Raw genomic sequence first — 13,169 nt, forward strand, 5'->3', positions numbered from 1 at the left:
AGCGCGCAGAGCGCTGCATTCATCAGTCGTTGCGGCGTCACTGAACCATCACCCGCTGCACCTCCAACCCCAATTGCTCATACACCTCGACCCCCGGCGCATCCCACTCGGTAATCAGCGTATGAATACGGCTGCACGGTGCCACCACAAACGGTTCCACTGCACCGAGTTTGTCTGAGGTTGTCACTGCAACCACTTGGGACGCGCTGTCGATCAAGGCTTGCTTGATCGCCACTTCGGCAAAATGCAGCGAGGTAATGCCCACCTGCGGGTGCAGCGCGCAGACGCCGGTAAACAGCAGGTCGGCCTTGATGCTCTGGATCAGGCGCAGCGCTTCATGGCCGCCGGTCGAGAGGGTGGCGGGATTGAGTTGGCCACCGGCCAGGATCACCGTTACATGCCGATGGTCTGCCAGGGCGATGGCGATCATCGGTGATGGGGTGACCACCGTCAGGTGAATTTCGTGCGGCAGTGACTGAGCGATCTGCAGGGTAGTGGAGCCGGAGTCGAACAGTACGATCTGGCCGTCTTCAACTCGCTCGGCCGCCAGGCGCGCGAGGTGGCGTTTGGCTTCGGTGGTTTCGCCGACACGAGTGAAAAAATCCTTGCCGGTGTCCTTGGGCCGAGGCAGGGCGCCGCCGTGTACGCGCTGCAATAAACCGGCGGCGGCGAGTTCGCCGAGGTCGCGGCGGATGGTGTCCTGGGACACGGCGAAATGCTCGACCAGCTCGGAAGCCGTGACCTTGCCGTCGCGTTCGAGCAACAACAGGATCTTTTGTTTACGCAGGGAAGGCAGATCAATAGCTTGATGGGCGTCGTGCATGTTTATGCGCTTTATTGCGGGTTTATGCGAGATTACTCATCAGCTTCGAGAAACGCAACGGCTGGTTGCGTGGGCGATGGCCGGTTACTCTCTGTGTTCAGTTCAGGGAGAGGTGACCCGATGTCGTTGATCACAACTATCGAAGACTTACGCAAGCTGGCGCAAAAACGTGTGCCCCGGATGTTCTACGACTACGCCGATTCCGGCTCCTGGACTGAGAGCACCTACCGCGCCAATGAAAGCGATTTTGCGCGCATCAAGTTCCGCCAGCGTGTGGCGCGCAATATCGATGAGCGTTCGATCCGCGCCAGCATGATTGGCCAGAACATGGCCATGCCCGTGGCCCTGGCACCTACCGGCCTGGCAGGTATGCAACATGCCGATGGCGAGATCCTGACCGCCCGAGCCGCTGCGGCGTTCGGCCTGCGCTACACCTTGTCGACCATGAGTATTTGCTCGCTGGAAGACATTGCCGAGCATGTCGGCCAGCCATTCTGGTTCCAGCTTTATGTGATGCGCGACCGTGGGTTTATCGAGCAACTGATCGAGCGCGCCAAGGCTGCCGGGGTGGATGCGCTGGTGCTGACGCTGGACTTGCAGATCCTGGGGCAACGCCACAAGGACTTGATCAACGGCTTGTCGGCGCCGCCCAAACTGACCCTGCCCAATATCCTCAACATGATGACCAAACCGCGCTGGGTCATGGGTATGCTCGGCACCCAGCGGCGTGGCTTCGGCAATATCGTCGGGCATGTGAAGGGCGTGGCCGACATGAGTTCGCTGTCGTCCTGGACTGCCCAGCAATTTGACCCGCGCCTGAGTTGGGACGATGTGGAGTGGATCAAGCGGTGCTGGGGCGGCAAGTTGATCATCAAGGGCATCCTAGATGTGGAGGATGCGCGGCTGGCGGCCGACTCCGGCGCGGATGCGTTGGTGGTGAGCAACCACGGTGGTCGGCAACTCGATGGCGCGCCGTCGAGTATCAGCCAGTTGCCGGCCATTGTTGAGGCCGTAGGCAACCGTATTGAAGTGTGGCTCGACGGCGGTATTCGTTCCGGCCAGGACGTGCTCAAGGCCATGGCGCTGGGCGCCAGGGGCACCATGATCGGTCGCCCGCACTTGTATGGCCTGGGGGCGATGGGTGAGGCGGGCGTGACCAAGGCGCTCGATATCATCGCCCGTGAGTTGGACGTGTCGATGGCGCTGTGTGGCTATAACGATATACGCGATGTGAACCGCGAAATTTTGCTGCCTGGCACCTTTCCTGAAAGTGCTGCCTGAGCAAAAAAACGTAAAAATATAAAAAGAGTTGTCCACGAAAACCGTGGGTATCTCTGTGGATAACTTTGCGAAGGCCCGGCTGCGTTGGCGATTTGCGTGAAGATCATTATTTGATCAACTTGTGTTTCGGGCCAGTATGGGCAGGGTTTGCGCTTGACAGCCAAGCGCGAACCCAGTGTCGAAAAGTGTATTTATGACGCGTTGTCGCGACCTGTGGAGTGTGTCACTACCCGGGCAGGCATCTGCGTGCGCATCAGGTTTTCCAGCGCCTTGCCATAGTTGCGACCGGCCAGGCTCATGCTGTTGTTATGGCTGGCACCGGGCACCAATAACAATTGCTTGGGTTGCTGGGCGGCTTCAAATAATTGCTGGCTGAAACGCGGTGGAACGTAGCGGTCATCGAGGCCGTGCACCACCAGCAAGGGCATGTGAATGTCGGCAATCTTGTCGATGGAATCGAACTTCTGCGACAGCAGCCAACGCGCCGGCAACGAGGTATTGGCAACGGCGGTGGCCACATCCGCCAGGGAGGTGAACGTGGATTCGATCACCAGCCCGCGTACTGGCAGTGGCACCTGTTTGCCCAGCTCGGCGGCGAGATCGACGGCGACCGCACCTCCCAGTGAATGCCCGTAGATCAGACGCTTGCCCGGGTCCGGCTGCAGGGTCTGGAAGCGTTCCCAGGCGATGCGTGCGTCTTCGTTTACCGAGGTCTCCGATGGCAGGTCGCCCTGGCTCTGGCCAAAGCCGCGATAGTCGATGGCCAGCACCGAGAAGCCCAGGGCGTGCAATTGCTCGATGCGAAACAGCTGGCCCGTCAGATTCCAGCGCACCCCGTGCAGGTAAAGGATGGCCGGTGCGTCTTTGTTCGCGGCCGGGTACCACCAGCCATGAATGTTCTGCCCCGACTTGAAACTGGCGGGCTTGAGTTCGAACTCCTGCACGGCCTTGGGCAGGCCGGTGTACCAGCCGGCGGTCCCCGGTTCGATGCGAAACACCAGTTCGCGTTCCTTGTGTTGCAGCACGGCGCAGCCGACTGGAAGGCCTATGATCAACACGGCCATGCACAGCAGGGGCAGCCAGCGCAGGCCCAGGCGGGCGATAAAACGGGATGGCATGAAGGCTCCAGGACAAAGGCGAAGCACGGGTTTTACCAGAAGCTCCGCGAGCGCAGGTATTAATACGACGGTCGTGACAGATGAAAGTGTTACAGCATTGAACAACACGGGTGCCGATTGTTAGGGTAGACGGCCAACAGGAGGGTCAGTACATGGATTTCATCGGCAAAACCGCAATCGTCACCGGCGGCGCACGCGGCTTGGGGCTCAGTTATGCACGAGGGTTGGCCCTGGCCGGCGCCCGTGTGGTCATCAGCGATATTGGCGCCGACAAGATGGGTGCAGGCACCGATGCGTCGGTGGTGCAACAGGCCGCCGACACCCTGCGTGACGAAGGGCTGACGGTGGTGGGCCATGGCGGTGACTTGTCCACGGACGAGGGGTGCCGGCAACTGATCGCGTTTGCCCTCGAAACGTTTGGCCGACTCGACATCCTGATTCACAACGCCGGTTGGGTGGGTTACCAGCCCATCGCAGAACTGGACGCCAGCTTCCTTCAGCGCGCCATGGACATCAACCTCTACGCGCCGCTGTGGCTGTGCAAGCACGCCTGGCCGTACCTGCTGCGCTCCAGCGCGCCGCGCATCATCCTCACCACTTCCGACCGCGCCATGTATGCGCAATACGAGCAAACCGGGCTAGTGGCTTACAGCGCCGGCAAGATGGCACAGTTGGGCATCATGAACGCGCTGAGTCATGAAGGCGCCGAGGCCGGAATCCGCGTCAACGCGATCTCGCCGGTGGCCAAGACACGCATGTGGGGCGTGACCGACGAGCCGGACGAACTCAAGCCGGAGTGGGTGACGCCGGGGGTCTTGTTCCTTGCTTCGACGCAGTGCACGGACACCGGCTACATATTGCGCGCCAGCAACGGCCAATTCACCGCGACGCGTTTCAGCGAAAATCCCGGCGTGGATTACCCGCGCAATCTCGCCCGCATAAAAGCGGGCAGTGCTGAAGAAGTCGCTGCCGCATGGTCGCGCATCAAACAGCCGCCTACCCAGGCCGTCACCTGAATCTGTCTCCCTCTACCAAGGCTTGACCATGAACAATAGCCCCGTGCGCATCACTGGCGAAGAAACCCTTTCGGACAACTGGTACCTGTTGAAGAAATACAGCTTCGACCTGCGCCGTCGCGACGGTAGCTGGCAAGCCCAGACGCGTGAGGTCTACGACCGGGGCAACGGCGCAACGATCCTTTTATACAACCGCGAGCGCCGCACGGTGCTGCTGATTCGCCAGTTCCGTATGCCGACGTTCGTCAACGATTACTCCGGCTACCTGATTGAAGCAGCGGCCGGCTTGCTCGACAACGCCAGCCCCGAAGAGCGTATACGCCTGGAAGCCGAAGAAGAGACCGGCTACCGCGTGGGGCATGTGGAGAAAATCTATGCAGCGTTTATGAGCCCGGGATCGGTGACTGAACGGATTCATTTTTTTATCGGCGAGTATCAGCCAGGTGATCGAGTGGGGGCGGGCGGTGGCCTGGAAGAAGAGGGCGAGGATATCGAGGTGTTGGAGCTGGGCTTCGAGCAGGCGCTGGCGATGGTGCAGAGTGGGGATATTGTGGATGGAAAAACGATTATGTTATTGCAGCATTTGGAGTTGCGGATACTGAGAGACGGCTGGTGATGGGACCAGGCGTGCAGGCAAAAAAATCCCGCCTGTAAAGACGGGATTGTTTGACCCGGGTTACCGAATCAGGAAGGGAACAGCTCGCTCAACTTCATCGCCAGCATCATGTCGCCTTCGGTGCGCAGCTTGCCGCCCATGAACGCCTGCATGCCGTCGGTGGAGCCGTCGACGATGCCTTCCAGGGTCTCGCTGTCCATCACCAGGGTGACCTGGGCGTCAGGGTTTTCACCTTCCTGGAGTTCGCAGGTCTTGTCCTTGACCACCAGCGAAAAGTTCTTGGTGTCGTCGATACGGAAACCGAACACCAGGTCCAAGCCTTCGGCAGCGCTTGGGTTGAATTTGGCTTTCATTGCTTCTACAGCTTTGGCTACGTCAGTCATGGTTTCGATCCTTTTATGGTGAGTCCAGTGACCTTGGGGTCACGGTTGGCCGCAGTTCATCGGAAAGTGATGAGCTGCGGCGCCTTCAACAGTTGCAAGTGGGTATGACTGTTGAAGGAAGCCAGTGCCACCTCGCGACCGCGGAATTTCAGCTGGTTGAGCGAGGTGTTAACAATTTGCCAGTTCAGTTCGAACGCCTGGGCGGCAGGCATTCGGGTAATCAGGTGGAGCAGGGCGGTGATGGTGCCGCCGGAGGTAAACACGGCGATTTTGTCGGCGTTGTCGGCGGCCTCAAGGATGCGCTGCAAGCCACCCTGGACCCGCTCGACAAACCCCAGCCAGCTTTCCAGCCCCGGTGGGTCATAGGTGCCGGCCAGCCAGCGCTCGATGAGCAGGGCGAAGATGCGCTGGAATTCACTGCGGTTCTGCGCGCCATTGCGCAGGACGTGCACGGCGTCGGGTTCGCTGCTGAGCAAGTCGGGCAACAGACCACGGATAATCGCTTCGCCGTCGAACTCGTTGAAGGCGCTGTCGGTTTCCAGTGCCGGAACCAGCAGGCCAAGGGCTTTGTATTGATCGAATGTGGCGGTGGCGGTGTGCTGCTGGCGACGCAGGTCGCCGGCGATACAGCGGTCGAACACCAGGCCCAAGTCTGCCAGATGGCGACCGAGCACTTGCGCCTGTTCCACGCCGACGGGCGACAGGACGTCATAGTCGTCTGCACCGAAGGAGGCCTGGCCATGTCGAATCAGATAGATGCTGCCCACGTCCGTTTCCCGGTACGTTGAAAGTCTGGCGAGGTTATGAGGATGCCTGCGAGCTGTCAATGAAAAAACATACGCTTGTTTTAAAAGCCCGTTGGAGCCCGCCTGCTGGCGGTTTGAGCACTGGCTCCAACGCGGTGGCGTCGGTATGCTGGGGCCATCCGCGCCTGGCGCAGTGCATTTTTTAAGGAGACATATGGATTTTCTGGCCGAATACGCGAGCTTTCTGGCGAAGACCGTCACCCTGGTGGTCGCTATTCTGGTGGTATTGATCAGCTTCGCAGCGCTGCGCAGCAAGGGTCGTCGCAAGTCCGCCGGCCAACTGCAGGTCAGCAAGCTGAATGATTTCTACAAGGGCCTGCGCGAGCGCCTGGAGTCGAGCCTGCTCGACAAAGACCAGCTCAAGGCGCTGCGCAAGTCCGAGAGCAAAGCCGAAAAGAAGAAAGACAAGAAGAAGCCCCAGGCCAAGGCACGGGTGTTCGTGCTGGATTTCAATGGCGACATCAAGGCGTCGGCCACCGAAAGCCTGCGCCATGAAATCACCGCGCTGCTGAGCCTGGCTACCCCCAAGGATGAAGTGGTGCTGCGCCTGGAAAGCGGCGGCGGCATGGTGCACAGCTATGGCCTGGCGTCGTCGCAACTGGCGCGTATTCGCCAGGCCGGCGTGCCGTTGACTGTGTGCATCGACAAAGTGGCGGCCAGCGGCGGCTACATGATGGCGTGCATCGGTGAGAAGATTATCAGCGCGCCCTTCGCCATCCTCGGCTCCATCGGCGTGGTCGCGCAGTTGCCCAACGTCAATCGCCTGCTGAAAAAGCACGATATCGACTTCGAAGTGCTGACTGCCGGCGAATACAAACGCACCCTCACGGTGTTTGGCGAAAATACCGAGAAGGGCCGGGAGAAGTTCCAGGAAGACCTGGACATCACCCACCAGTTGTTCAAGAACTTTGTCTCGCGGTACCGCCCGCAATTGGCGATTGATGATGTAGCGACCGGTGAAGTGTGGTTGGGTGTGGCCGCCCTCGACAAACAGTTGGTCGACGAGCTGCAAACCAGCGATGAATACCTGGCCACCAAGGCCAAGACCGCCGAAGTGTTCCACCTGCACTATGCCGAGCGTAAAAGCCTGCAGGAGCGCGTGGGCCTGGCGGCCAGCGGTTCGGTAGACCGGGTATTGCTGACCTGGTGGAGCCGTTTGACCCAGCAGCGGTTCTGGTAAATCTTCAGGCTGTAGGCGGTCCTCTGTGGTAGGGGGCTTGCCCCCGATGGCGGCCTGACAGCCGACCAGAGTGTTGGATCAGACCAAGTACATATCCGTTATTTGGGCAACGGCCACTATTGGTTCCGCTTTTACAGCGGGTCACTTTGAAAAGCTGTACGGACCGGACACATGGTTGACGGGTGTGCGGGGACATGGTGGACACTTTTCGGCGAGCCAACTTCGCCGGAAAGCCATCATGCCTTGGAACACGAGAGATACCATGAGCCTGAAAGAAGAGTTCGTTGCCTTAGCACGGCAGCCCGGCAGTAATAAAAGAGAACTGTGTCGACGCTTCGGCATCAGCCCGCAAACGGCCTATAAATGGCTCAAACGATACGAGATGCAAGGGCAGTCGGGGCTGCAAGAAAAGTCCCGAAAACCAGCTACCAGTCCCAAACTGACCAATGCGGCCCTGGAGGCGGAGGTCGTAGCGCTCAGGCAGGAACATCCGGCCTGGGGCGGACGCACAATCAGCAGCATCTTGAAAAAGCAAATTGCTCCCAGCACAGTAACTAACGTGCTGCACCGACACGACCTGATTCAGCCCGTTCAGAAGGAACAGGAAGCAAAGCTGAGATTTGAACACGATGCGCCTAACGACCTTTGGCAGATGGACTTCAAAGGGCATTTCGCAACTCAAGAAGGTCGATGCCATCCCCTGACCTTGTTGGATGATCACTCGCGATTCAATTTAGCTATTCAGGCGTGTGATAACGAACGCGGGGGCACAGTGAAGGAGAAGATGATTGAGGTATTCCAACGCTTCGGATTGCCCGCTCGTATCAATGTTGATAACGGTCCTCCATGGGGATCGCCGCGCAACCCCGGTGAAATCACAGAGTTAAGTATCTGGTTGATTAGCTTGGGAATCCGGATCAGTTTCAGTCGCCCCTATCACCCTCAAACCAACGGAAAGATCGAGCGCTTTCATCGATCACTCAAGGCGGAGGTGCTTAATGGACGGCAATTTTCCACGATCAAGGAGGCTCAAACCGCATTTGATCAGTGGCGTGAGGTTTATAACCTGCAGCGTCCTCATCAAGCACTGGACTACAAGGTGCCCATGGACCGGTATCGGTCCAGCCCTTGGGCTTACCCGCAGCAGTTATCACCCTTCGAGTACGGGCCGGATGATGTGTCGATCAAGGCGTATCACAGCCGATTTCGTTTTCAGAAACGCTATTTCAGCATCGCCAAGGGCCTGAATGGTCATCACATCGGAATACGACCTAACCCTGAAAAAGACGGTCTCTTTGATGTTTACTTCTGCCATCACTTTCTAAGAACGATCGACCTGAGCAAACCTGACTATGGCCCATAATGTGTCAACCATGTCCCCGCACATGTGTCCACCATGTGTCCGGTCTATACAAAAGCGCAAAGTAACCAAACGCTCTTGCCCCACCACTCGGCACCTCGCTTAGGCTCGGTGTGCCCGTAATCCGCCATGGATTTGGGGGGCCGCCGCCACGCGCCATCCATGGCGCGGGGCGGCTAAACCGGCATCCCTGCCGGTTTACCCCCCAAATCCCTGTCGAATTCCGGCCAGCGTGGTTTAACGGGGCGCCTAAGATCAAGATCAAAAGCAGATCAAGATCAAGGGCGGCTCGCTGCGCATCGTGGTTACATTTAGCTGCTACAAAGTTGTGTAGATACCGATGCTCATCGGGGGCAAGCCTTTCCAACATTCAGCTGTGTGTGGGTATCGGCTTGCGCATCAGGCTCCCCACCACCAGCGCGCCCAGCAGCCCCAATAAACCCGCCACCCACAACACTTCGCTGAACCCACCCACGAACGCCTGCCGCGCCAGCGGTTGCACCGTCACCCGCGCTGCTTCGGGCACCAGATCCAGCGCCGCGGGCATATCACCGGCTACCACCCGCGAAGCAATACCCGTCACCTGCGCCTGCCACTGCGGGTCGATACTCGCGCTCAGCAACTGCTCGCTGTGGCTGCTCAGCAATGCGCCATACACGCCGATGGCCAACATGATTGCGCTGAAACGCATGGTGGTGCTCATGCCCGAGGCCATGCCTGCGCGATCTCGCGGCACGCAAGCCATGATGTTTTTCTGCGTGTCGCCATTGAGTAACCCCGCGCCTGCACCGGTGACGGCGATCGCCAGGGCAAAGGGCAGATACCCGCCAGCCTGCACGGCCCACGCGCTCAACAGATTGCCGCAGCCCACCAGGGTCAAGCCACTCGCCATCATGGTCGCCGGTGTGAAGCGTGCCGCCAGGCGTACACCGACGCGCGGGCAGATCAGCATGGTCAAGGCAAACGGCAACATGCCCAGGCCCGAGGCAATTGCGGAGAAACCCAGGCCGTTCTGCAGGTAGAACGGCAGCAACGTCATCATCACCTGGGCGCAACCGGCGTAGGCAAACATGCCGAGCAAGGCGCCGATAAAGCGCGGGTGCCGAAACCGCTGCAAGTCTACCATCGGTCGCTGCTGCAGGTGCTCGACCAGCACAAATACGCCCATCAACAGCCCGCCACCGATGAGGCGGGCGTAGGTCAGCGGGCTATCCCAACCGATGCGATTGGCCTCGATCAGCCCCCAGATCAGGCACAGCAAGCTGCCACTGAACGCCAGGCTGCCCCAGGGATCCAGGCGCGCCGATCGGGTGTCGCGGGACTCGGGAATCGCCCGCAGCACCAAGGCCATCAGTACCAGCCCCACCGGCAGGTTGAGATAGAAAATCCAGCGCCAGCCCAGGTACTCGGTAATCAAGCCGCCCAGGGTCGGTGCGGCGGTCATCGCCACGCCCATGCACGCGCCCCAGAACGCCCAGGCCTTGGCGCGTTCTATTTCATCGTGGAAGGTATGCCCGATAGACGCCAGTGCCGAGGTCAGCAGCAGCGCCGCACCCACCCCCTTCACGGCCCGGGCGATGTCCAGCCACAGCGCAGTGGGTGCTGCACCGCAGCCTAGGGAGGCGAAGATGAAAATACCCAGGCCCCAGACCAGGGTTTTCTTGCGGCCAAAGCGGTCGGCGATACTCCCGGCCGGCAACAACAAGGCGGCGAACGCCAGCATATAAGCGCTGACGACCCACTCGATATCGGCAAAGTTGGCGCCCAGGTCACGGGCGATGCTCGGCAGCGTGACGGCGACGATGTTGGTATCCAGCACGATCAACGCGCAGACAGCGGAGGCGGTCACCAGCGTCAGGCGTGGACTGACCTGGCTCACAAGCAAATTACCTGATAGGCAATACGGAAATCTCGGTTGACTTGCATCGCAAGGGCTCTCTAGGGTTCAGGTACTGCGAGCTTATCCCTGGCTAATCACATTTTTGTTAGGCGCCAGGAAGCACTTCATTACCTTTGAGCTAATACTGCCATGGAAATCCGCCATTTTCGTTACTTTCTGGCCGTGGCCCGGCAGCGCAATTTCACCCGCGCCGCCGAGCAATTGGGTATTGCGCCGCCGACCCTGAGCCGGCAAATCCAGGACATGGAAACCAGCCTGGGCACGCGCTTGTTTATCCGCCGGCAGCGCGAAGTCAGCCTCACCGAAGCGGGTGCCGCGCTGCTGAGCGAGGCCGAAGCCGCCGTGCGCCAATTCGAGTTCGCCCAGCGCAATGCCCAGCGCGCCGGGCGTGGCGAGATCGGGCATATTGAGTTGGGTTACGTGGCCTCGGCGCTGTACTGCGGGCTGTTGCAGCGCCAGGTACGGGGGTTCAGCCAGGCGTTTGCCGATGTGAACGTGAACCTGCGCGAATGGGCTATGGCTGCGCTACCGGGCGCGGTGGCAGATGGGCGCTGCGATATCGGTTATATCCGTTCGCCGATGACTCTGCCGGACGGCGTGGAGGCGGTGCGCCTGGACAGCGAAGGCTTTGTGCTGGCGCTGGCCCATGATTCCTGGCTGCTGGGGCTTAAGGCAATCACCTGCGAGTACCTGGAAAACGAGACGTTTATCTTGCCGGAACAAATCAGCGGCACCTTGCATGTCGCCGCCCAGGGCGGCTACGCACCGCGCCTCGGCGCGCAGCCGGGCGGGTTGGTGGCTGTGGTGGCCCTGGTGTCGTTGGGGCAGGGGGTTGCGGTAGTGCCAGCATCGATGGTCGGGCATGTGAGCCTGCCGGGCGTGGTGTATCGCAGTATCCAGGGCAATGAGGCGTCGTCGTGGTTGTCGTTGATTTACCGGCGTTTTGAAAAAGCGCCGGCGGTGGCGCGGTATATCCAGCAGGTCAAGCAGTCAGTCGCGGCTGCACCGAGTCGGCCAGGCGCGTAAGAATCAGGCAACACGACACCGCCCCGGCGTCCAGCACCCCGAGAGAGCGCTCGCCCAGGCGACTGGCGCGGCCGATCTTGGCCACCAGGTCCTTGGTCGAATCGCGCCCCTGGGAGGCGGCGGTTTTCATCGCCTCCAGCGCATCGTTGAAAGACGCCCCGGATGCATGTGCCTGTTCAAACGCCTCTACTGCAGGAATAAGGGTATCCATCAGGCACTTGTCGCCCACGCCCGCCTCGGTGATGTCCTGCAGTGAAGTCAAGCCGCCGCGCAACAGATGGGCGAAGGTCGCGGCGTCGATGTCTTCACAATTGCGCACTTCGTCGGCCATGCCAATAAACAGGCTGCCATACAGCGGGCCCATGGAGCCGCCGATGCCTTCCATCAGGCTCAGGGTCAGTTCATCCAGGGCTTGGGCCAGGCTCAGTTGGCGGCCTTCGATAGTGCGACCGCAGTGGGCGAAGCCCTTGGCCATGTTGATGCCGTGGTCGCCGTCGCCAATGGCGCCGTCGACTTCGCTGAGGTATTCGCGATTGGCCACGATGACGCTGACCAGATCGGCGACGATGGCGCTGCCGTCACGGGTGGAAAAGTGCTGGCTCATGTTTACTCCGCCTGGGTCATGCCGATGGAACGGCAGGGTTGGTCGATCAGGGTTTTCAGCTCGGCGTCGAGGCCGAGCAGGGTCAGGGTCACGCCCATCATTTCCAGGGAGGTGAAGTAGTTGCCGACGTAGCAACGGTGGATCTTCAAGCCCTTGGCCTTGAGTTGTTTTTCCACCTCGGCGTAGAAAATGTACAGCTCCATCACTGGCGTGGCGCCAAGGCCCGAGACCAGCACCACCACACTGTCGTCCTGGCTGAAATCGCGGTCGGCCAGGATCGGCGCAAGCATCCGCTCGGCCATGGCGGCGGCCGGTTCAATCGGGATGACTTCGATGCCCGGCTCGCCATGATGACCGATGCCCAGTTCCATCTGGCCGTCAGGGATCTGGAAGTTCGGCTTGCCCACGGCGGCGATGGTGCAGGGCGTGAGGCCGATACCGATCGAGCGGCACTGGTCGACGGTCTTCTGCGCGACGCGAATCACCCCGTCGAGGTCGTAATGCTGGGCGGCGGCGGCACCGCCGATCTTCCACATGAAGATTTCCCCGGCCACTCCGCGACGCTTGGCGATATCGGCCTTGGGCGCCGAAGCCACGTCGTCGTTGGCCACCACGGTGCGGATGCGCATGTCTTTGCTGGCGGCCATCTTCATCGCCAGCTTGACGTTCATATTGTCGCCTGCGTAGTTGCCATACAGGCACGCCACGCCCGCGCCATGGTCGGCGGCACGGAAGGCGTCGAAAAAGCTCTTGGCGGTGGGCGAGGAAAAAATCTCACCGACGGCTACGGCATCCACCAGGCCCGGCCCGACATAGCCGAGGAACGCCGGTTCATGCCCCGAGCCGCCGCCGGTGACGATGCCGACCCGGCCCTGACCGGAGGGCCGGGCCTTGACGATGACCCGCGGGTTGGTTTCGTACTGGCGCAGTTCGGGGTGCGCGACCAGGATGCCGCGCAGCATGTCTTCGACCACTTGGTCGGGATCGTTGATGACTCGATTCATAACGCGGGTTCCTGTGTTCTTGTTCTAAGGGGTGACACCCCTCCATTGTGGG

The 13,169-nt window shown here is 60.3% G+C and carries 13 protein-coding genes; 6 read left to right on the forward strand and 7 right to left on the reverse strand.

What is annotated here, in order from left to right:
* Positions 1–37: 37 nt before the first annotated feature.
* Positions 38–823 carry a DeoR/GlpR family DNA-binding transcription regulator gene (locus QMK52_RS19400; protein WP_005788878.1) on the reverse strand — a complete coding sequence of 262 codons (786 nt, stop codon included), beginning with the start codon at positions 821–823 and terminating at the stop codon, positions 38–40.
* A 120-nt stretch (positions 824–943) separates the two neighbouring features.
* Between QMK52_RS19400 and QMK52_RS19405 the strand changes: the two genes are divergently transcribed.
* Entirely contained in the window at positions 944–2,104 is a 1,161-nt protein-coding gene (locus QMK52_RS19405; RefSeq protein WP_005788875.1) for an alpha-hydroxy acid oxidase, read from the forward strand.
* Between the two features lie 191 nt (positions 2,105–2,295).
* On the opposite strand, the gene QMK52_RS19410 is transcribed toward QMK52_RS19405, so the two are convergent.
* Complete coding sequence (locus QMK52_RS19410) at positions 2,296–3,222, reverse strand: alpha/beta hydrolase (RefSeq protein ID WP_320403271.1); 927 nt, start codon at positions 3,220–3,222, stop codon at positions 2,296–2,298.
* 152 nt (positions 3,223–3,374) lie between these two features.
* On the opposite strand from QMK52_RS19410, the gene QMK52_RS19415 reads away from it, so the two are divergent.
* Both QMK52_RS19415 and QMK52_RS19420 read left to right on the forward strand, forming a co-directional pair.
* On the forward strand, positions 3,375–4,238 hold the full coding sequence (locus tag QMK52_RS19415; protein WP_005788872.1) for an SDR family NAD(P)-dependent oxidoreductase: 864 nt from the start codon (positions 3,375–3,377) through the stop codon (positions 4,236–4,238).
* A gap of 28 nt (positions 4,239–4,266) precedes the next feature.
* Positions 4,267–4,854, forward strand: a complete 588-nt coding sequence (locus QMK52_RS19420; RefSeq protein ID WP_005788870.1) for an NUDIX domain-containing protein — start codon at positions 4,267–4,269, stop codon at positions 4,852–4,854.
* A gap of 68 nt (positions 4,855–4,922) precedes the next feature.
* Here QMK52_RS19420 and QMK52_RS19425 read toward each other — a convergent pair whose 3' ends face one another.
* Positions 4,923–5,237, reverse strand: a complete 315-nt coding sequence (locus QMK52_RS19425; protein ID WP_005788868.1) for an SCP2 sterol-binding domain-containing protein — start codon at positions 5,235–5,237, stop codon at positions 4,923–4,925.
* A gap of 56 nt (positions 5,238–5,293) precedes the next feature.
* Complete coding sequence (locus tag QMK52_RS19430) at positions 5,294–6,004, reverse strand: histidine phosphatase family protein (RefSeq protein WP_194438485.1); 711 nt, start codon at positions 6,002–6,004, stop codon at positions 5,294–5,296.
* 193 nt (positions 6,005–6,197) lie between these two features.
* On the opposite strand from QMK52_RS19430, the gene sohB reads away from it, so the two are divergent.
* Both sohB and QMK52_RS19440 read left to right on the forward strand, forming a co-directional pair.
* Positions 6,198–7,223, forward strand: a complete 1,026-nt coding sequence (sohB, locus tag QMK52_RS19435; protein ID WP_005788864.1) for a protease SohB — start codon at positions 6,198–6,200, stop codon at positions 7,221–7,223.
* A gap of 238 nt (positions 7,224–7,461) precedes the next feature.
* Entirely contained in the window at positions 7,462–8,586 is a 1,125-nt protein-coding gene (locus QMK52_RS19440; protein ID WP_216091764.1) for an IS481 family transposase, read from the forward strand.
* Positions 8,587–8,953: 367 nt separating this feature from the next.
* Here QMK52_RS19440 and QMK52_RS19445 read toward each other — a convergent pair whose 3' ends face one another.
* On the reverse strand, positions 8,954–10,462 hold the full coding sequence (locus tag QMK52_RS19445) for an MFS transporter (RefSeq protein WP_320403272.1): 1,509 nt from the start codon (positions 10,460–10,462) through the stop codon (positions 8,954–8,956).
* A 150-nt stretch (positions 10,463–10,612) separates the two neighbouring features.
* Between QMK52_RS19445 and QMK52_RS19450 the strand changes: the two genes are divergently transcribed.
* Positions 10,613–11,509, forward strand: a complete 897-nt coding sequence (locus QMK52_RS19450; RefSeq protein WP_194438481.1) for a LysR family transcriptional regulator — start codon at positions 10,613–10,615, stop codon at positions 11,507–11,509.
* Here the strand turns inward: QMK52_RS19450 and dhaL are convergent.
* Both dhaL and QMK52_RS19460 read right to left on the reverse strand, forming a co-directional pair.
* Entirely contained in the window at positions 11,466–12,113 is a 648-nt protein-coding gene (dhaL, locus tag QMK52_RS19455) for a dihydroxyacetone kinase subunit DhaL (protein ID WP_005788858.1), read from the reverse strand. The genes QMK52_RS19450 and dhaL overlap by 44 nt on opposite strands.
* 2 nt (positions 12,114–12,115) lie before the next feature.
* Positions 12,116–13,117, reverse strand: a complete 1,002-nt coding sequence (locus QMK52_RS19460; protein WP_057703579.1) for a dihydroxyacetone kinase subunit DhaK — start codon at positions 13,115–13,117, stop codon at positions 12,116–12,118.
* Positions 13,118–13,169: the final 52 nt, after the last annotated feature.

It is taken from the genome of Pseudomonas sp. P9_2, assembly GCF_034008255.1.
Classification (GTDB): domain Bacteria; phylum Pseudomonadota; class Gammaproteobacteria; order Pseudomonadales; family Pseudomonadaceae; genus Aquipseudomonas; species Aquipseudomonas synxantha_A.